The following is an 18,814-nucleotide window of genomic DNA, read 5'->3' as shown; positions in this document are numbered from 1 at the left end:
TGCTAGATTCGTCCGCCATGCGATCACGTGAGTACGACCTCGACTTCCGCGACCGGGCCACCCGGATACGGGCCTGGGGCATCGGTCTGCTGTCCCTCGCCGGGCTGCTGTGGGTCTGGTGCGCGGTGCTGCTGCTGACGCCGTACGAGGTGGACCGGAAGCCCGACGACAAGTACCCGGCGGAGTGCCAGGCGCGGCTGTTCACCGAGTACGGCACGGCCAACCAGGGCTTGCAGCGCGGGGACTACTGCGCGGACGAGCGCGACTGGCCCGAGGCGGTTGCCGTGCTCGGGCTGTCCCTGCCGGTGTCCATTGTCGGTGTGGCGCTCTTCACCAGCGGCAGCGTGAGCCGCCGGATGAGCGCCCACTCCGAGGCGATGCGCGAGCTGGACAGGCTCACCGGCCCCCCGAAGGCGTAGCCCGTACCCCTGCCCGCCCTCAGCCGCCGAGCTCCCAGAGGAGCACCTCGGCCGGCTCCTCCGCCACCAGCTCCAGCCCTTCCTCGCCGGTGATCCGCACCGAGTCCCCCGGCTCCAGTTCGTCGTCGCCGAGCCGCACCGCCCCGGCCACCACATGGACGTACACCCGCGCCGCGTCCGGTACCGCCACCCGCTCCCCCGCTCCCGGCCGGCGCACATGCAGCACCGCACCGGCCGCCGGGAGAGCGTACGGGGTGGAGTCGGCGATGCCGGGGACGGTCGTGTACGAGGGTTCCCCGCCCGGTTCGAGCGGGGCGAGCCACATCTGGATGAACGTCAGCGGGGCGTCGCCGTCGTTGCGTTCGACGTGGCGCACGCCGGAGGCGGCGCTGAGGTGCTGGAGGTCACCGGGCCGTACGACCGTGGCGTGGCCGGTGGAGTCGCGGTGGGTCAGCTCGCCCTCGACGACCCAGGTGACGATCTCCGTATGGCTGTGCGGGTGTTCCTCGAAGCCCGCACCGCTCTCCAGCCGCTCCGAGTTGCACGCCAGGATCGCACCGAAGCGCAGATTGTCCGGGTCGTAGAAGCTGCCGAAGGAGAAGGCGTGCCGGGACAGGATGCCGGCGTCCTGGTCCCCGCCCTGGAAGCGGTCCTCGGCGCGGTGTACGGAAATCACCCGCCCACGGTAGCCGGGCGGGCCGGCGGCCCGGTCTCCCGGCCGCTACCGGTCGGTACGACACCTCGGTCGCCCCGGCCCTCCGTGCACGTCGCCCGATAAGGCAATCTTGTCTCCGTGCCCCGACCCGATCCTGAGCAGCCCGCTGCGAACGACGCCCACCTGCATGCCGCGACCCTGAAACGGCTGGAGCAGTCCTCCGGCCGGCTCGCCGCGAACGCGATCGCCCGCATGGACGAGTCGCTGCCGTGGTACCGGGCGATGCCACCGGAGAACCGGTCCTGGATCGGGCTGGTGGCCCAGGCCGGTATCGCGGCGTTCACCGAGTGGTTCCGGCACCCGGAAACCCCGCAGGCCATCTCCACCGATGTGTTCGGCACGGCTCCGCGCGAGCTGACCCGGGCGATCACCCTGCGGCAGACCGTCGAGATGGTGCGGACGACGATCGAGGTGATGGAGGCCGCGATCGAGGAGGTCGCCGCGCCCGGCGACGAGTCGGTGCTGCGCGAGGCGCTGCTCGTCTACGCCCGGGAGATCGCCTTCGCGACCGCCCAGGTGTACGCGCAGGCCGCCGAGGCGCGCGGCGCCTGGGACGCCCGGCTGGAATCGCTCGTCGTCAACGCGGTGCTGTCCGGCGAGGCCGACGAGGGTGCCGTGTCGCGCGCGGCGGCGCTCGGCTGGAACTCCCCCGAGCACGTCTGCGTGGTGCTCGGCACCGCCCCGGACGGCGACAGCGAACTGACGGTGGAGGCGATCAGGCGGGCCGCCCGGCACGCCAAGCTCCAGGTCCTGACCGGGGTGCTCGGCAACCGTCTGGTGGTCATCGCGGGCGGCAGCGACAGCCCGATCCATGTCGCGAAGGCGCTGATCGGGCCGTACGCGGCCGGCCCCGTCGTCGCCGGCCCGGTGGTGCCGGACCTGCTGGCGGCCACCCGGTCCGCGCAGGCCGCGGCCGCCGGACTCAAGGCGTGCGGTGCCTGGCAGGACGCGCCCCGGCCGGTGCTGGCCGATGATCTGCTGCCGGAACGCGCGATGGCGGGCGACCCCGCCGCACGGGACCAATTGGTGGAGGAGATCTACAGACCACTGGAAGAAGCGGGCTCCGCGCTGCTGGAGACACTGAGTGTCTATCTGGAACAGGCGAGCAGCCTGGAAGGCGCGGCCAGAATGCTCTTCGTCCACCCGAACACCGTGCGCTACCGGCTCCGACGTGTGACAGACGTCACCGGATGGTCACCGTCCGACGTCCGCTCGGCATTCACTCTGCGGATCGCCCTGATTCTGGGGCGCTTGGCCGCGAGAGATCCCCAGTCCTAGACTTTTGTCGGACATCAACAATTCCCCATACGGTTCTTCGTCCCTGTCCCCACGGGTGTTCGGGACCGTTCACAAGAGAGAGTGTGAGGGTGCTCGTACTCGTCGCTCCCGGCCAAGGCGCTCAGACGCCCGGCTTCCTGACTCCCTGGCTCGACCTCCCCGGTGCCACCGACCGCATCGCGAAGTGGTCGGACGCCATCGGGCTCGACCTCGTCCACTACGGCACCAAGGCCGACGCGGACGACATCCGTGACACCTCGGTGGCGCAGCCGCTGCTGGTGGCCGCCGGTCTGCTCTCCGCCTCCGCGCTCAACGTGTCGCCGGACGTCGTCGCAGGTCACAGCGTCGGCGAGATCACCGCTGCGGCCTACGCCGGAGTCATCGACGACGAGTCCGCGCTGCGTCTCGTACGTACCCGCGGGCTCGCCATGGCCGAGGCCGCCGCGGTCACCGAGACCGGCATGGCGGCGCTGCTGGGCGGCGACCCCGACGTGTCGGTCGCGCACCTGGAGAAGCTCGGGCTGACCCCGGCGAACGTCAACGGAGCCGGCCAGATCGTCGCCGCGGGTACCGCCGCGCAGATCGCCGCGCTGACCGAGGACATGCCCGAGGGCGTGCGCCGCGTGGTGACCCTCAAGGTCGCCGGCGCCTTCCACACGCACCACATGGCCCCCGCCGTCGACCGGCTTCGCGAGGCCGCCGCGCAGCTGCAGCCCGCCGACCCGGCCGTGACATATATCTCGAACGCCGACGGGAAGGCCGTCGCCACCGGCGACGAGGTCGTCTCCCGGCTGGTCGGCCAGGTGGCCAACCCGGTCCGCTGGGACCTGTGCATGGAGACCTTCAAGGAGCTGGGCGTCACGGCTCTCATCGAGGCATGCCCCGGCGGGACCCTCACGGGCCTCGCCAAGCGCGCGCTGCCCGGTGTGAAGACGCTCGCGCTCAAGACCCCCGACGACCTCGACGCGGCACGCGCGCTCATCGCCGAGCACGCGGGCGTCTAAGGAGCCCGAGCATGTCGAAGATCAAGCCCAGCAAGGGCGCCCCGTACGCACGGATCATGGGGGTCGGCGGCTACCGCCCGACCCGCGTCGTGCCCAACGAGGTGATCCTCGAAACGATCGACTCGTCCGACGAGTGGATCCGTTCGCGCTCCGGCATCGCCACCCGCCACTGGGCCTCCGAGGAGGAGACCGTGGCCGCGATGTCCGTGGAGGCGTCCGGCAAGGCCATCGCCGACGCCGGGATCACGCCCGAGCAGATCGGCGCCGTGATCGTCTCCACCGTCTCGCACTTCAAGCAGACCCCGGCCATCGCGACCGAGATCGCCCACCTGGTCGGCGCGGGCAAGCCCGCCGCCTTCGACATCTCGGCCGGCTGCGCGGGCTTCGGCTACGGGCTGACCCTCGCCAAGGGCATGATCGTCGAAGGCTCCGCGGAGTACGTGCTGGTCATCGGCGTGGAGCGGCTCAGCGACCTCACCGACAAGGAGGACCGCGCGACGGCCTTCCTGTTCGGTGACGGCGCCGGCGCGGTGGTCGTCGGCCCCTCCCAGGTGCCGGCCATCGGGCCGACCGTCTGGGGCTCCGAGGGCGACAAGTCCGAGACCATCAAGCAGACCGTGGCGTGGGACGAGTTCCACGCCGAGCGCCCGGAGAAGTTCCCGGCCATCACCCAGGAGGGCCAGGCGGTGTTCCGCTGGGCCGTCTTCGAGATGGCGAAGGTCGCCCAGCAGGCGCTGGACGCGGCCGGGATCTCCCCGGAAGACCTGGACGTCTTCATTCCGCACCAGGCCAACATGCGGATCATCGACTCGATGGTGAAGACCCTGAAGCTGCCGGAGAACGTCACCGTCGCCCGCGACGTGGAAACCACCGGCAACACCTCCGCCGCCTCGATTCCGCTCGCCATGGAGCGGCTCCTGGCGACCGGAAAGGCGAAGAGCGGCGACACCGCGCTCGTCATCGGCTTCGGGGCGGGTCTCGTCTACGCCGCGACGGTCGTTACCCTCCCCTAGGCACACCAGGCCTTTTCGGCCCGCAAGCCCCAACCTGCAGATAAACATCGAAGGAGCGCCAAGATGGCCGCCACTCAGGAAGAGATCGTCTCGGGTCTCGCCGACATCGTCAACGAGATCGCCGGTATCCCGGTCGAGGACGTCCAGCTGGACAAGTCCTTCACCGACGACCTGGACGTCGACTCGCTGTCCATGGTCGAGGTCGTCGTCGCCGCCGAGGAGCGCTTCGACGTCAAGATCCCCGACGAGGACGTCAAGAACCTCAAGACCGTCGGCGACGCTGCCGAGTACATCCTCAAGCACCAGGGCTGATCCAGCCCGGCTCTGTGTCGCCACCCGGCGGTGGCGCCGCTGATTCACGACCCTCTACACGTGGAGAAGATTTTCCAGTGAACTCGACCAATCGCACCGTGGTCGTCACCGGTATCGGCGCAACCACTCCGCTGGGTGGCGACTCGGCGTCGACCTGGGAAGGTCTGATGGCCGGTCGTTCCGGCGTCAAGCCTCTCCAGGGCGAACGTTTCGCCGAACTGCCCGTCCGGATCGCCGCCCTCGCGGCCGTCGACCCGGGCGACGTCCTGCCCCGCCCGCTCGCCCGCAAGCTGGACCGCTCGGCGCAGTTCGCGCTGATCGCGGCCCGTGAGGCCTGGGCGGACGCCGGTTTCACCGGCAAGGCCGGCGAGGACGAGAAGATCCAGCCCGAGCGGCTCGGCTCGGTCATCGCCTCCGGCATCGGTGGCGTGATCACCCTGCTCGACCAGTACGACGTGCTCAAGGAGAAGGGCGTACGCCGCGTCTCCCCGCACACCGTGCCCATGCTCATGCCCAACGGCCCGGCGGCCAACGTCGGCCTTGAGGTCAACGCCCAGGCCGGTGTCCACACCCCGGTCTCCGCCTGCGCCTCGGGCGCCGAGGCGATCGGGTACGCCGTCGAGATGATCCGCACCGGCCGTGCCGACGTGGTCCTCGCCGGTGGCACCGAGGCGGCGATCCACCCGCTGCCGATCGCCGCGTTCGCCAACATGATGGCGATGTCCAAGAACAACGACGAGCCCGAGAAGGCATCGCGTCCGTACGACACCGGCCGTGACGGCTTCGTGCTCGGCGAGGGCGCCGGGGTCGTCGTCCTGGAGTCCGCGGAGCACGCCGCGAAGCGTGGCGCCAAGGTCTACTGCGAGGTGCTGGGCCAGGGTCTGTCCGCGGACGCCCACCACATCGCGCAGCCCGAGCCGACCGGGCGCGGCATCGCCGCCGCGATGGAGAACCTGCTGGAGCAGACGGACCTCAAGCCGTCCGAGGTCGTGCACCTCAACGCGCACGCCACGTCGACGCCGCAGGGCGACGTCGCGGAGCTGAAGGCGCTGCGCAAGGTCCTGGGCGACGACCTCGACCATGTCGCGATCTCCGCGACGAAGTCGATGACCGGTCACCTCCTCGGTGGCGCCGGCGGCATCGAGACCGTCGCGACGGTCCTGGCGCTGCACCACCGGATGGCACCGCCGACGATCAACGTGGAGCACCTCGACGAGGCGGTGGAGGCGGACATCGTGCGCGACGAGCCGCGTCCGCTGCCGGAGGGTTCGATCGCCGCGATCAACAACTCGTTCGGGTTCGGCGGGCACAACGTGGTCCTGGCGTTCCGCAGCGTCTGACCCGCGGTCCGCAGCCCCGGAACGACGATGCCGCCTTCCCCATGGGGGGAGGCGGCATCGTGCGTCGTGCGGGGCGCTCCCGGGGCTCGAACGCCGGCGGGGCCTGAGCTACACCACCTGGTGGAGCCACCGCACCGGGGCACCCTCGCCCGCATGGCGGAAGGACTCCAGTTCGTCGTCCCAGGGCTTGCCGAGCAGTTTGGCGATCTCGGCCTCCAGATCGCTCTCGCCCCGCGTGGACCGTGCCAGCGCGGCCCGCAGCCGGTCCTCGGGGACCAGGATGTCGCCGTGCATGCCGGTGACGGCGTGGAAGATGCCGAGGCCGGGCGTGGAGCTGTAGCGCTCGCCCTCCGACGTGGGGCTCGGCTCCGCCGTCACCTCGAAGCGCAGCAGGTCCCAGCCCCGCAGCGAGGAGGCGAGCTTGGACGCCGTGCCGGCGCGGGCCTGCCAGGAGAACTCGGAGCGCCAGGTGCCGGGCGCGGCGGGCTGCCTGATCCAGTCGAGCTGGACCCGCACACCGAGGACGCCGCCCACCGCCCATTCGACGTGGGGACAGAGCGCGCGCGGTGCGGAGTGAACGTACAGAACTCCACGTGTCGTCACCGGGACCTCCAGTGTGGGACGAAGTTCGCCTTCCCCAGCTGCATCGCGACCGTACCGTCTCTTCTCGGCCGGATCCCGAGGTTGTCATCAGTAAACAGCATCGGGGTGAAACTCCTGAAAAGGGACAGTATGTGACGTGATGTGATTTCCTGAAAGCCACCCGAGTGGAGCCGGGCGGGGGAAAGCGCCGCTGGTTCGACGAGGAAAAGCTACCGCGCTGCGGGGGCCCAGGTGTGACGTACGGTCGGTCCCGGGCCCATCATTGGTTCAGCTTTCACTCGCTGGAGCGGCCGGGCCTTCCGACCGGTGCCACCAGGGGTTGCCGGGGGCATGACCGAGGGGACCAAGGGATGCAGGATCGTTCTGCCCGCCGCCGTTCGCGTACCGCGGCCGCCGTCCTGGCGGCGGTCTCGGTCCTCGGCACGGCCGTTCTGACGGGCTGTGACTCCGGCCCCCCGGGGACGACGAAGGGGGCGGCCGCGCAGCCTTCTCCCAGGCCCGGCCCGGTCTGGGACCGCGAGCCGGGTTCGGTGGCCGCGGTCGGCGACTCCATCACCCGGGGTTTCGACGCCTGTTCGGTGCTGGCGGACTGCCCGGAGGTCTCCTGGGCGACCGGCACCGACAGCGGGGTGCGCAGCCTCGCCGTGCGGCTGCTGGGTGCGGCGGGGGCCGCCTCGCGCAGCTGGAACCACGCCGAGACGGGGGCCCGGATCGCACAGCTGCCGGAGCAGATGGCGTCGGCCGCGAAGGAGAAGCCGGATCTGGTGACGGTGATGATCGGCGCCAACGACGCCTGCCGGGACTCGGCCCGGTACATGACCCCGGTGGCTGATTTCCGTTCCTCGTTCGAGGCGTCTATGCGTCAACTTCGTGCCGGGGCGCCCAAGGCGCAGGTGTACGTGTCGAGCGTGCCGGATCTCAAGCGGCTCTGGGAGACGGGGCGGGGCAACCCGCTGGGCAAGCAGATCTGGAAGCTGGGCATCTGTCAGTCGATGCTGGGCGACACGGACGACATGCGCGCGCCCGCGATGGCCCGGCGCGCGTCGGTCCAGGAGCGGGTCGTGGCGTACAACGGGGTGCTCCGCGAGGTCTGTGCGAAGGACCTGCGCTGCCGGTACGACGGCGGGGCGGTCTTCGACTACCCGTTCACCGGCAAGCAGCTCAGTCAGTGGGACTGGTTCCATCCGGGGCGCGACGGGCAGGCGCGGCTGGCGGAGATCGCCTACCGCAATGTCACCGCGGCCCGGCCCCCCGCGTAGGCTTCGTGATCATGGTCACTGGTCCGGGCACGGCGATGCGTACGGAAGAGTTCGGCACCCTCGCGGACGGCACCCGGGTGCACCGCTGGACGCTGGAGCGGGACGGCACGCGGGTGCGGGTGCTGACGTACGGCGGCGTCGTGCAGTCGGTCGAGGTGCCGGACCGGGACGGGGCGCGGGCGGGGATCGCGCTCGGGCTGCCGGATCTCGCCGGGTACCAGGAGTTCACCGGCCCGTACTTCGGCGCGCTGGTCGGGCGGTACGCGAACCGGATCGGCGGGGCCCGCTTCGAGCTGGACGGGCGCACGCACCGGCTGACGGCCAACGAGGGCCGCAACCAGGTGCACGGCGGGGCCGTGGGCTTCGACAAGCGCGTGTGGCGGGCGCGGGAGGTGGCGGACGGTGTCGAGCTGTCGCTGGTCTCCGAGGACGGCGAGGAGGGCTTCCCGGGCCGCCTCGCGGTGTCGGCGGCCTACACCCTGGACGAGGGCGGGGCGCTGCGGATCACGTACCGGGCGACCACCGACGCCCCGACGGTGCTGAACCTGACGAACCACACGTACTGGAACCTCGCGGGCGCGGGCAGCGGCAGCGCGCTCGGGCAGACGCTGCGGATCGCGGCCGGGCGGATCACCCCGGCGGACGGCGAATCGCTGCCCACGGGCGAGTTCCTGCCGGTGGACGGGACCCGGTTCGACTTCCGTGAGCCGGCACCGGTGGGCGCGGGCTACGACCACAACTTCGTGCTGGACGGGACGGCGGGCGCGGGCCCGGCGGCCGAGCTGTACGACGCGGCCTCGGGGCGCGTGCTGAGCGTGACGACGACGGAGCCGGGGCTCCAGCTGTACACGGCGGACCACTTCGACGGGCGGCCGTTCGGGCCGAGCGCCGGGATCGCGCTGGAGACCCAGCACTTCCCCGACTCCCCGAACCGGCCCGAGTTCCCTAGCACGGTGCTGCGGCCGGGCGAGGAGTTCGTCTCGACGACCGTGTACGGGTTCTCGGTGCGCTGACGGGGCGTGGCAGGGGGCGGGGACGCCGGCCCCCCCTCCCCTGCCGCCCGGCCGCTATTCCTTGATGTCCAGGGTGGCCGTCCGGCGCACGTCGCCGAGCGAGTGGGCCGCCTGCACCTCGTACGTGCCGGGGACGAGGACCCAGTCGTACGCCTCCTCGTCCCAGATCTCGTAGGCGCGCCGGTCCAGCTCGATCACCGCCTCGGCGCTCTCGCCGGGCGCCGCCTCGACCCGTGCGAAGCCGGCCAGCCGGCGGGCCGGGCGGTCGGCGGTGTCGTCCCGGGGCGCCAGGTAGATCTGGACCGTCTCGGCGCCGGGCCGGGTGCCGGTGTTGCGGACGCGGACGGTGGCACGGTCCGGTCCGGTCTCCAGGCTCTCGTACTCCCAGGTGGTGTAGCCCAGCCCGTGGCCGAAGGAGTAGGCGGGCGCGGTGCCGGCCTTCTCCCAGGCCCGGTAGCCGACGAAGACGCCTTCGTCGTAGTGGAGTTCGCCGTCGGTGGGGGCGGTGTCGGAGACCGGGACGTCGGCGAGCGCGGCCGGCCAGGTGGTGGGGAGGCGCCCGCCCGGCTCGGCCGCGCCGAGCAGGACGTCCGCGAGCGCGTGGCCGGCCTCCTGGCCGGGGAACCAGCCGAGCAGCACCGCGGCGACCTCGTCGCGCCACGGAAGCTCCACCGGAGAGCCGGAGTTGACGATCACGACGGTGTCCGGGTTGACGGCGGCGACGGCCCTGACCAGGTCGTCCTGGTGACCGGGGAGCTTCAGGTCGGTGCGGTCGAAGCCCTCGGACTCGACGCGTTCGGTGGTGCCGACGACCACGATCGCGGTGTCGGCGGTGCGGGCCGACTCGACGGCCTCCGTGATCAGCTCCTGCGGGTCGCGGCTCGGGCCGAGGTGGCAGAGCGAGAACGAGACGCCGAGGACCGGCTGGTCGTCGCCCAGGGTCTCGGGGACCTGCCGCAGCGAGACCTCGACGGGTTCGCCCGCGGTGAGGGTGATCCGGCCGCGCTCCAGCGGGTTGCCGAAGAACGCCTCGCCGGGGTCGTCGGATCCGGTGACCCGGTGGATCCCGTCGTACAGGGTCTCGCCCGCGACGGTGAGGGTGAGCGCGCCGGTGCCCCGGGTACCGAAGACGTGCTCGCCGCTGTCGCGCGGGACGAAGGTGCCGGTGATCTCGACGGTGTGCAGCGTGGCGCGGGTGACGCCCTCGGGGAGGTCGTCACCGATCCACTGGACGGTGCCGCCGCGCAGCGGTGCGGTGCCGATGACGGTGCCGGACTCGTCGTAGCAGACGGCCCTGAACTCGAAGCCCTTCTCGGCGGGGGTGAGTTCGGTGTTCGGGTCGGCGCCGACGCGGTAGTCGACGACGCCCTCGGGGAGGGCGGCGATCAGGCCGTCGAGCGGGGAGACGATGTGGTGCGGGAAGACCTGGGCGGAGCCGCCGCCGAGGACCCGGGCGTCCCGGGCGAGGGCGCCGCTGACCGCGACCTTGCGGACGGCCGCCGGGTCGATCGGGAGGGCCGCGCGTTCGTTGCGTACGAGGACGAAGGAGCGGCGGGCGATCTCGCGGGCCAGCGCCTCGCCGTCGACCGCATCGGGGCGGGCGGCCTCGGCGACGACGGGCGGGGCGCCGTCCAGGATGCCGACGCGGGCGGCCAGCCGCAGCACATTGCGTACGGCGCCGTCGACGACGGACTCCTCGACCTCACCGGCCCGTACGGCGTCGGCGAGCGCCTTGCCGTACACCGTCTTCGGGCCGGGCATCGCGACGTCGAGGCCGCCGCCCACGGCGCCGACGGTGGAGCGGGCTGCCAGCCAGTCGGAGACGATGAAGCCGTCGAAGCCCCATTCGCCGCGCAGCACCGCGTTCTGCAGATAGCGGTGTTCGGTCATGGTGGAGCCGTTGACCCGGTTGTAGGCGGCCATGATGCCCCAGGGGTGGGCGTTCTTGACGATCCGCTCGAACGGGGCGAGGTAGATCTCGCGCAGGGTGCGCGGGGCGAGGATGTTGTCGACGGTGAAGCGGTCCGTCTCGGCGTCGTTGGCGACGAAGTGCTTGACGGTCGTGCCGACTCCGCCGTCCTGCACCCCGAGCACATAGCCGGTGCCGATCTCGCCGGTGAGGTAGGGGTCCTCGCTGTACGTCTCGAAGTGGCGCCCGCCGAGCGGGGACCGGTGGAGGTTCACGGTCGGGGCGAGCAGGACGTGCACCCCCTTGCGGTGGGCCTCCTGGGCCAGCAGCCGGCCGGCCCGGCGGGCCAGCGCCGGGTCCCAGGTCGCGGCCAGGGCGGTGGGCGAGGGCAGCGCGACGGACGGGTCGTCGGCGCTCCAGGCGACGCCCCGGACCCCGATCGGCCCGTCGGACATCACCAGGGAGCCCAGCCCGACGGCGGGGAGCGCGGGCAGCGACCACATGTCCTGGCCGGCCAGCAGCCGCGCCTTGTCGTCGAGCCCCAGCGCGGCGAGCGCCGCGTCGACCACGGCCTCGCGGGCCGCATCGGGGTTGGTGGGTGTGGACGCGTCTGCCACGGCCGTTCCTCCTCGTCGGATTCTGGACTGAATGCCTCCATACTGACCCCATTACAGGTAGGACAGTAGGTTTCGTTATCTTTCTGTGATTTCGAGGATGCCGTACGGTCCCCAGTGCGGGACCGATGAAGCGCCGGAAGGGGCCGGGGAGATGGTGCGGGGCAGAAGTACGGAGCGCCGGGCGGAGATCGTCCGGGCCACGCTCGAAGTGATCGCCGAGCGCGGCTATCGTGGCGCCTCGCTGAGCGCCGTCGCCGAGCGGGTCGGCCTCAGCCAGCAGGGGCTGCTGCACTACTTCCCGACCAAGGAGGCGCTGCTCGTCGCCGTGCTGGAGGAGCGCGACCAGTGGGACACCGGGGGCGGCACCAGGAGCGACGGCGTCTGGCGGATCGAGCTGCTGGCCTCGCTGGTGGAGTACAACGCGATGCGGCCCGGCATCGTCCAGACGTTCTCGGCGCTGCTCGGCGAGAGCGTGACGGAGGGGCACCCCGCGCGGGAGTTCTTCACCCGCCGCTACACCCAGGTCCGGTCGAGCATGGCGGCGATACTGCGCGCGGAGTACGGCGACCGGCTGCCGGGCGGGCTGACCCCGGAGCGCGCGGCGCCGCTGCTCGTGGCGGTGCTGGACGGGCTCCAGTACCAGTGGCTGCTGGACCCGGATTCGGTGGACATGCCCGCCGCGTTCGGGGACTTCCTGGCGCTGTTGCGGCCGCCCGGGTCCGGGGCGCCGGAGAACCCCCGGACATGACCCGGCCCGAGGGCCCCGGAACCCTCAACCATGAGCCCGACCAAGGGATTTGAAGAACCGTCAATCATGACATGCCCTGCGCCGACACAGGGCGGAACTTGATCAATGAGCGCCCCCTGCGGGTGATTTCGGGACGGTCTACGCGCGTCCGGGCATGGAACACCCCCGGCGCGCCCCAGGGTTGCCGCATGACTTCCAAGCCCGCCGGATCATCCTCCGGCCTGCCTTCCCGCCGTGCCCTGATCACGAGCGCCACCGCCGGTGCCGCCGCCCTGGCCGTCACCGCAGCCTCCGGCACCGCGAGCGCCGCCGCGCCCGGCGCCGCCGAAACCGCCGCGGAAGCCGCCGCGGCCGCACCCGCGCTCGCCCCCGCGGCCACCGGCTCGGACTGGGACGCCTGCCTGAACATCGCCCGCGCCATCCTCGTACGCGACGAACACGACCGGCCGCTGGTCCCCCTCTACCGCGACATCCTGCTGTCCAAGGGCCTGCCGCGCAGCCGCAAGGCCCCGAAGAAGGTACTGATCATCGGCGCCGGACCGGCCGGGCTCACCGCCGCCCACCTGCTCCGCAGCGCCGGGCACACCGTCACCGTCATCGAGGCCAACGGCAACCGCGTCGGCGGCCGGATCAAGACCTTCCGCAAGGGCGGCCACGAGAACGCCAAGGCGCCGTTCGCCGACCCGAAGCAGTACGCCGAGGCCGGCGCGATGCGCATCCCCGACAGCCACCCGCTGGTCACCGGCCTCATGGACAGCTTCGGCCTGAAGCGCCGACGGTTCTACCTGGTGGACGTCGACGCCGAGGGGCGGCCCGTCAACCACACCTGGATCCACGTCAACGGCGTCCGGATGCGCAAGGCCGACTACGCGGCGAAGCCGCAGGCGATCAACCGCTCGTTCGGGGTGCCCGCCCAGTTCGAGAACAAGACCGCCGCGGCGATCGTGCGGGACGCCTTCAAGCCCGTGCGGGAGGAGTTCGAGGGCAAGGAGGGCCGGGAGCTCGTCGAGGGCTGGGCCCGGGTGATCCAGAAGTACGGGCACTGGTCGATGTTCCGCTTCCTGACCGAGGCGGCCAAGCTCGACGAGCGCACCATCGACCTCATCGGCACGGTCGAGAACCTCACCTCCCGGCTCCATCTCGCCTTTGTGCACAGCTTCATCGGGGCGTCCCTGATCAGCCCGGACACCGCGTTCTACGAGCTGCCGGACGGCACGGCCACCCTGGCCGACGCGATGTACAAGCGGGTCAAGGACCTGGTGCGGCTGGACCGCCGGGCCACCAGGATCAGCTATGGCCGCGACGGCGTGGAGGTGGAGACCATCTCCGAGGGCCGCGACGGCAGGCCGCTGGTGCGCCAGAAGTTCACCGGCGACCGGGCGATCGTCACCGTGCCGTTCTCCGGGCTGCGCCACATCCCCGTCACGCCCCTGCTCTCGTACGGCAAGCGGCGCGCGATCACCGAGATCCACTACGACGCGGCGACCAAGGTGCTGCTCGAATTCAGCCGCCGCTGGTGGGAGTTCGAGGAGAAGGACTGGAAGACCGAGCTGAACAGGATCAAGCCCGGTCTGTACGACGCCTACCGGCTGGGCAAGGCACCGGCCGACGGTTCGCTGCTGGGCGCCCACCCCTCCGTACCGCCCGGCCATCTCCCGCCCAACCAGCGGGTGCACTACGCCGCGTACCGGTCCACCGCCCGCAACCAGCCCGAGGCGGCACACGTCATCGGCGGCGGATCGGTCACCGACAACCCCAACCGCTTCATGTTCCAGCCCTCCCACCCGGTCGAGGGCAGCGCGGGCGGCGTCGTCCTCGCCTCGTACAGCTGGGCCGACGACGCGCTGAAGTGGGACTCGCTGGACGACGACGAGCGCTACCCGCACGCCCTGGGCGGGGTCCAGGACGTGTACGGGCAGCGTGTGGAGGTGTTCTACACCGGCGTCGGCGCCACCCAGTCGTGGATGCGTGACCCGTACGCGTACGGCGAGGCGTCGGTGCTGCTGCCCGGCCAGCACACCGAACTCTTCGCCGATGTGCGCTCGGTCGAGGGGCCGCTGCACTTCGCCGGCTGCCACACCTCGATCAAGCCGGCCTGGATCGAGGGGGCGCTGGAATCGGCGGTCAGGTCGGCGCTGGAGGTGCACACCGGCTGACCCGGGCCCGGCGGGGCGTCGCTCAGCGGGCCAGGCCCAGGGTGACGCCCAGTCCGACGAGCACCGACCCGATGCCCCGGTTGAGGGCCTTCTGCCACTTCAGCATCGAGGTGCGCAGGCGCGAGTTCGAGAAGAACAGCGCGACCAGGGCGAACCAGCCGAAGTGGGCGGCGGACATGAACAGCCCGTAGCCGGCCTGCTGCCACACGCTGGTCCCGGGCCCGACGACCTGGGTGAAGGTCGAGACGACGAAGAGCGTGGTCTTGGGGTTCAGCGCGTTGGTGAGGAAGCCGGTGCGCAGGGCCCCGAACCGCGTCAGCTGCGGCTTGGACTCCAGGTCGACGTCGAGATCGCCGCGGGCGAAGAAGGTCCGCAGCCCGATGTAGACGAGATAGGCGGCGCCGACCAGCTTGATCGCGGTGAACAGGGCGGTGGACGAGGCGATCAGCAGCCCGACGCCGAGCATCGTGTACGTGACGTGGACGAGTACACCCGCGGCGACCCCGGCGGCGGCCATGAGCCCCGTCGTGCGGCCGTAGAGATAGCTGTTGCGGATGACCATGGCGAAATCCGCGCCCGGACTGATGACGGCCAGGACGGTGATGACTGCGACGGCGATGAGCTCGGTCATGAACGGATGATCTCCTCGGTCCTCAGTCCTTGTCGAGGGTGTACGGGGCCGGGGTGCCGTCCCCGGCCCCGTCGTCGGCCCCGTCCTCGTCCGACGGCACCAGGTCGCGTGCCAGCAGGGTCGCTCCGGCGACGGCGCCCGGCATCAGGAACACGGCGACGAACGGGACCAGGAAGGCGAGCCCCAGTGGCACACCGAAGCCGAGGGTCAGCATGCGGCGGCCGCGCAGCAGGGCGAGCCGGTTCTTCAGCGCCATGCCGCGGCGCTGGAGCGCGACGGCGGTGAGTTCCTCGGCGAGGAAGTAGCCGGTGACGCAGAAACCGATCACGGGGACGACGGTCTGGCCGATCACCGGAATGAACCCGAGGGCGAAGAGCAGCAGTGAGTAGAGCCCCACCCGCACCAGGATGCGGACGCTGTCGCGGGCGGAGATCCACAGTTCCCGCCAGAGCGGCAGCCCGGACTCGGGGACCGTACCGCCCTCGGTGCGGTCGACCTGCTCGGAGAGCGATTCGTAGAAGGGCTGGCCGACCAGCAGGGTCACGGCGGTGAACGTGATCACGGCGAGGAAGAGTCCGAGGCCGAAGACCAGCACGGTCAGGGTGTTGCGGAGCAGGCCGAGCCAGGGCGAGGACCAGTCGTCGGCGAACGGGGTCGCCCAGTCCACCAGGTCGTCGGCGCCGTAGCCGAGGCCGACCAGGGCGCCCGCGTACAGGACGAGCGTGACCAGTCCGGGCAGCAGCCCGAAGCCGAACCAGCGCCCGTGCCGGCCGACCCAGCGTTGTCCCTTTATCAAGTAGCCGAAGCCTGCCCCTAGATCACGCATGGCGTCAGCGTACTGGGGCGAAACGGCGCCCTCGGACGGGTGGTTGTCACGGGCACGGCCGAGGGCCGCACCCCGCGCAGGGGTGCGGCCCTCGGCTGTTGCGGGTGGGCTGGGCGGTCAGGCGACCGACAGCTCGACCTTGATGTTCCCGCGAGTGGCGTTCGAGTACGGGCACACCTGGTGGGCCTTCTCGACGAGCGACTGCGCGGTGGCCTTGTCGACGTTCGGGATGGTGGCGCTGATCGCCACCTCCAGGCCGAAACCGCCCTCGGCCGTCTTGCCGATGGAGACCTCGGCGGTCACCGTGGAGCCGGTGATGTCCGCCTTCTCCTGGCGGGCCACCACGCCCAGCGCGCCCTGGAAGCAGGCGCTGTAGCCGGCCGCGAAGAGCTGCTCCGGGTTGGTGCCCGCGCCGCTTCCGCCCATGGCCTTCGGCGGGTTGACGACGACGTCGAGGTTGCCGTCGTCGGACGAGACGCGGCCGTCACGGCCGTTCTCGGCAGTGGCGACGGCGGTGTAGGCAACGGTTATGTCCTGAATGGTCATGCTGGGTGTTCCTCCTGCTGTGCGCCGCGACTCGCGCCCACGATCGCGGCGGCCTGTGGGTGAGCCTAACCGGTCCGCCGGAGCGGCGGTCAGGCGAGGGAGACGATCATCTTCCCGGTGTTCTCGCCGCGCAGCAGACCGAGGAAGGCGTCGAAGCCGTTCTCGATGCCCTCGACGAAGGTCTCGCGGTACTTCAGCTCGCCCGAGGCCAGCCAGCCTGCGACGTCCTGGACGAACTGCGGCTGGAGGTCGGCGTGGTCGTTGACGAGCATGCCCTGGATGCGCAGCCGCTTGCCGATGACGAGGGCGAGGTTGCGCGGGCCGGGGGTCGGCTCGGTCGCGTTGTACTGGGCGATCATTCCGCAGACGGTGACGCGGCCGTGCACGTTGAGCGAGGAGATCGCCGCTTCGAGGTGCTCGCCGCCGACGTTGTCGAAGTAGACGTCGATGCCGTCGGGGGCGGCCTCGCGCAGCTGGTCGGCGACCGGTCCGTTCTTGTAGTTGAAGGCGGCGTCGAAGCCGTACTCCTCGACGAGGAGCTTGACCTTCTCGTCGGAGCCGGCCGAGCCGATGACCCGCGAGGCGCCCTTGATCCTCGCCATCTGGCCGACCTGGCTGCCGACCGCGCCGGCCGCGCCGGAGACGAAGACGGCGTCGCCCTCCTTGAAGGAGGCGACGTCGAAGAGGCCCGCGTAGGCGGTGAGCCCGGTCATGCCGAGCACGCCGAGGTAGGCGGAGAGCGGGGCGAGCGAGGCGTCGACCTTCACGGCGTGCTTGGCCGGGACGTCGGCGTACTCGCGCCAGCCGAGACCGTGCAGGACGTGGTCGCCGACCGCGAAACCGTCGGCGTTCGAGGCGATGACCTCGCCGACCGCTCCGCCGTCCATGGGGTGGTCGAGCTTGAAGGGCGGGGTGTACGACTTCACGTCGTTCATCCGGCCGCGCATGTACGGGTCGACCGAGAAGTGCAGATTGCGGACGAGGACCCGGCCCTCGCCGGGAGCGGCGACCGGGACCTCACGCAGCGCGAAATCCTCGGCCTTCGGCCAGCCGTGGGGGCGGGCGACGAGGTGCCATTCACGGCCGGACGTGGGAAGTGCTGCTGACATGGGCTCGGGTTCTCCTCAATGTCCTACGAGGTGGGGGAAACTCCGGCCGGGCGGTGGGGGCCGCACCAGGGGGAGCGAAATACTTCAGGTGGTGAAACAACCATGCTCCTGAATATTTCATGTTGTCAAGCAACCGGCTATCCTGGGTGTCATGGCCACCTCCCGCACAGACCCTCTGACCCTCGAAGTCGTCGAGCTCATCGGTACCGTCGTGGCGCGCTACTACGAGGAGTACGACGAGGCGGCGGCAGCCCACTCGCTCACCGGCGCCCAGGCACGGGTGCTGGGGCTGCTGGCGCTGGAGCCGATGCCCATGCGCAGGATCGCCCAGAAGCTGAAGTGCGAGCCGTCGAACGTGACCGGGATCGTCGACCGGCTGGAGACCCGCGGCCTGGTGGAGCGCAGGCCCGATCCGGCCGACCGGCGGGTGAAGCTGGCCGCTCCCACGGAGCTGGGCGCCCGGACCGCGCGGCAGCTGCGCGATTCGCTCACCTTCGCCCGGGAGCCGCTGGCCGAGCTGTCGGACGAGGACCGGACGACGCTGCGGGACCTGCTGCGCCGGATGCTGGGCGAGCCGGGGCCGTCCGGTGGCCGGGGCGGCCAGGGGCCCGGTGCGGAACCGTCGGAGCGGTGAGCGCGGGTGCGGAGCCGTTGGAGCGGTGATCGCGGGCATGGAGCCGTTGATGCCTTGATTGCGGGTGTGGAACCGTTGGAGCCATGACCGTGCCCTTCGGCCCCCGTGAGTTCCAGCTCGTCCTGCTGCGCCGGATGGCCGACCACCAGCCCGGCCTCGTCGAGGACGCCCGGCACGAGCTGGGCGCGTCGACCGCCGAGATGCGGGAGGCGAACCGCCGCTGGCAGGCCATGGTGCGGGCGCCCGGCGGGCGGGGCGCGCTGCGCCGCTACCGTTCGGTGCTCGGTGAACCCGTGTCGTCCGTCCGCCGTACCGTCGGCGATCTGGAGTGCGACGCGCTGCGGTGGCGGACGGTGCTGTGGCCGGACCTGTGGTTCGAGGTGATGGTCGCGCCGGGCGGCGCGGTGTGGAACGAGTGGCTGGTGCGGGCGCCGGGGGCGGCGGGCCCCGAGCTGCGCACGGCCGAGGACCTGCGCCCCTGGTCGGGCACGGTCGACGAGGTGGCGCGGGCCTTCGCGCCGGCCCGCCCGATGGAGGGCGGCGCACCGGCCCGGTGGGCGCTCGCGATCACCGACCCCGGCACGGGCCGGCCGTACGTCGCCGAGTTCACCTGGGGGCTCCTCCAGCGGCTGCTGCCGGGCTGATTCCCGCGTACCGCGCTTCTTCCGCGTGCCGCGCTCCT

Annotated in this window: 19 protein-coding genes; 12 read left to right on the top strand and 7 right to left on the bottom strand. The window is 71.4% G+C overall.

What is annotated here, in order from left to right:
* The first annotated feature begins 17 nt into the window (after positions 1–17).
* A complete protein-coding gene (locus ACFYY1_RS02655) occupies positions 18–419 on the top strand; it encodes a hypothetical protein (protein ID WP_388579830.1) in 402 nt (133 codons plus the stop codon).
* Positions 420–438: 19 nt separating this feature from the next.
* Here ACFYY1_RS02655 and ACFYY1_RS02650 read toward each other — a convergent pair whose 3' ends face one another.
* The gene (locus ACFYY1_RS02650; protein WP_388579828.1) at positions 439–1,095 is read right to left on the bottom strand and encodes a pirin family protein; all 657 of its coding nucleotides are present in this window, start codon (positions 1,093–1,095) and stop codon (positions 439–441) included.
* Positions 1,096–1,212: 117 nt separating this feature from the next.
* Here ACFYY1_RS02650 and ACFYY1_RS02645 point away from each other — a divergent pair, with 117 nt between their 5' ends.
* The 5 genes from ACFYY1_RS02645 (at position 1,213) to fabF (ending at position 6,081) form a co-directional block, all read left to right on the top strand.
* Positions 1,213–2,412 carry a PucR family transcriptional regulator gene (locus ACFYY1_RS02645; protein ID WP_388579826.1) on the top strand — a complete coding sequence of 400 codons (1,200 nt, stop codon included), beginning with the start codon at positions 1,213–1,215 and terminating at the stop codon, positions 2,410–2,412.
* Between the two features lie 89 nt (positions 2,413–2,501).
* Positions 2,502–3,416: an ACP S-malonyltransferase gene (locus ACFYY1_RS02640; RefSeq protein ID WP_388581446.1), complete on the top strand. Its 915-nt coding sequence runs from the start codon at positions 2,502–2,504 to the stop codon at positions 3,414–3,416.
* A gap of 11 nt (positions 3,417–3,427) precedes the next feature.
* Positions 3,428–4,429 (top strand): ketoacyl-ACP synthase III, encoded by a 1,002-nt coding sequence (locus ACFYY1_RS02635; RefSeq protein WP_388579824.1) that lies wholly within the window; start codon positions 3,428–3,430, stop codon positions 4,427–4,429.
* Positions 4,430–4,492: 63 nt separating this feature from the next.
* A complete protein-coding gene (locus ACFYY1_RS02630; RefSeq protein ID WP_388579821.1) occupies positions 4,493–4,741 on the top strand; it encodes an acyl carrier protein in 249 nt (82 codons plus the stop codon).
* A 77-nt stretch (positions 4,742–4,818) separates the two neighbouring features.
* The gene (gene fabF / locus ACFYY1_RS02625; RefSeq protein ID WP_388579818.1) at positions 4,819–6,081 is read left to right on the top strand and encodes a beta-ketoacyl-ACP synthase II; all 1,263 of its coding nucleotides are present in this window, start codon (positions 4,819–4,821) and stop codon (positions 6,079–6,081) included.
* A 108-nt stretch (positions 6,082–6,189) separates the two neighbouring features.
* On the opposite strand, the gene ACFYY1_RS02620 is transcribed toward fabF, so the two are convergent.
* Positions 6,190–6,684: a DUF3145 domain-containing protein gene (locus ACFYY1_RS02620; protein ID WP_351251372.1), complete on the bottom strand. Its 495-nt coding sequence runs from the start codon at positions 6,682–6,684 to the stop codon at positions 6,190–6,192.
* Positions 6,685–7,034: 350 nt separating this feature from the next.
* On the opposite strand from ACFYY1_RS02620, the gene ACFYY1_RS02615 reads away from it, so the two are divergent.
* Together ACFYY1_RS02615 and ACFYY1_RS02610 are read left to right on the top strand one after the other, a co-directional pair.
* Positions 7,035–7,943 (top strand): SGNH/GDSL hydrolase family protein, encoded by a 909-nt coding sequence (locus ACFYY1_RS02615; RefSeq protein WP_388579815.1) that lies wholly within the window; start codon positions 7,035–7,037, stop codon positions 7,941–7,943.
* 11 nt (positions 7,944–7,954) lie between these two features.
* Positions 7,955–8,956 carry an aldose epimerase family protein gene (locus tag ACFYY1_RS02610; protein ID WP_388579813.1) on the top strand — a complete coding sequence of 334 codons (1,002 nt, stop codon included), beginning with the start codon at positions 7,955–7,957 and terminating at the stop codon, positions 8,954–8,956.
* A gap of 54 nt (positions 8,957–9,010) precedes the next feature.
* Here the strand turns inward: ACFYY1_RS02610 and ACFYY1_RS02605 are convergent, their stop codons facing one another.
* Positions 9,011–11,482 (bottom strand): glycoside hydrolase family 3 protein, encoded by a 2,472-nt coding sequence (locus ACFYY1_RS02605; RefSeq protein ID WP_388579812.1) that lies wholly within the window; start codon positions 11,480–11,482, stop codon positions 9,011–9,013.
* A gap of 151 nt (positions 11,483–11,633) precedes the next feature.
* Here ACFYY1_RS02605 and ACFYY1_RS02600 point away from each other — a divergent pair, with 151 nt between their 5' ends.
* Together ACFYY1_RS02600 and ACFYY1_RS02595 are read left to right on the top strand one after the other, a co-directional pair.
* Positions 11,634–12,230 (top strand): TetR/AcrR family transcriptional regulator, encoded by a 597-nt coding sequence (locus ACFYY1_RS02600; protein WP_388579809.1) that lies wholly within the window; start codon positions 11,634–11,636, stop codon positions 12,228–12,230.
* 188 nt (positions 12,231–12,418) lie between these two features.
* Positions 12,419–14,386 carry a flavin monoamine oxidase family protein gene (locus ACFYY1_RS02595; RefSeq protein WP_388579806.1) on the top strand — a complete coding sequence of 656 codons (1,968 nt, stop codon included), beginning with the start codon at positions 12,419–12,421 and terminating at the stop codon, positions 14,384–14,386.
* A 22-nt stretch (positions 14,387–14,408) separates the two neighbouring features.
* Here the strand turns inward: ACFYY1_RS02595 and ACFYY1_RS02590 are convergent, their stop codons facing one another.
* The 4 genes from ACFYY1_RS02590 to ACFYY1_RS02575 all read right to left on the bottom strand — a co-directional run bounded on the left by ACFYY1_RS02590 (position 14,409) and on the right by ACFYY1_RS02575 (position 17,498).
* Positions 14,409–15,017, bottom strand: a complete 609-nt coding sequence (locus ACFYY1_RS02590; protein ID WP_114244376.1) for a LysE family translocator — start codon at positions 15,015–15,017, stop codon at positions 14,409–14,411.
* 22 nt (positions 15,018–15,039) lie between these two features.
* Positions 15,040–15,843, bottom strand: a complete 804-nt coding sequence (locus ACFYY1_RS02585; protein ID WP_388579802.1) for an EI24 domain-containing protein — start codon at positions 15,841–15,843, stop codon at positions 15,040–15,042.
* Between the two features lie 117 nt (positions 15,844–15,960).
* The gene (locus ACFYY1_RS02580) at positions 15,961–16,389 is read right to left on the bottom strand and encodes an organic hydroperoxide resistance protein (RefSeq protein ID WP_266733217.1); all 429 of its coding nucleotides are present in this window, start codon (positions 16,387–16,389) and stop codon (positions 15,961–15,963) included.
* Positions 16,390–16,478: 89 nt separating this feature from the next.
* Positions 16,479–17,498: an NADP-dependent oxidoreductase gene (locus tag ACFYY1_RS02575; RefSeq protein ID WP_388579799.1), complete on the bottom strand. Its 1,020-nt coding sequence runs from the start codon at positions 17,496–17,498 to the stop codon at positions 16,479–16,481.
* Between the two features lie 151 nt (positions 17,499–17,649).
* Here ACFYY1_RS02575 and ACFYY1_RS02570 point away from each other — a divergent pair, with 151 nt between their 5' ends.
* Both ACFYY1_RS02570 and ACFYY1_RS02565 read left to right on the top strand, forming a co-directional pair.
* Positions 17,650–18,132, top strand: a complete 483-nt coding sequence (locus ACFYY1_RS02570; RefSeq protein WP_388579797.1) for a MarR family winged helix-turn-helix transcriptional regulator — start codon at positions 17,650–17,652, stop codon at positions 18,130–18,132.
* An 83-nt stretch (positions 18,133–18,215) separates the two neighbouring features.
* Complete coding sequence (locus ACFYY1_RS02565; protein ID WP_388579794.1) at positions 18,216–18,776, top strand: hypothetical protein; 561 nt, start codon at positions 18,216–18,218, stop codon at positions 18,774–18,776.
* Positions 18,777–18,814 lie beyond the last annotated feature (38 nt).

It is taken from the genome of Streptomyces sp. NPDC001890 (assembly GCF_042891445.1).
Classification (GTDB): domain Bacteria; phylum Actinomycetota; class Actinomycetes; order Streptomycetales; family Streptomycetaceae; genus Streptomyces.
The sequence above is the reverse complement of the archived record's forward strand: the minus strand, read 5'-3'. Positions and strand labels throughout refer to the sequence as shown.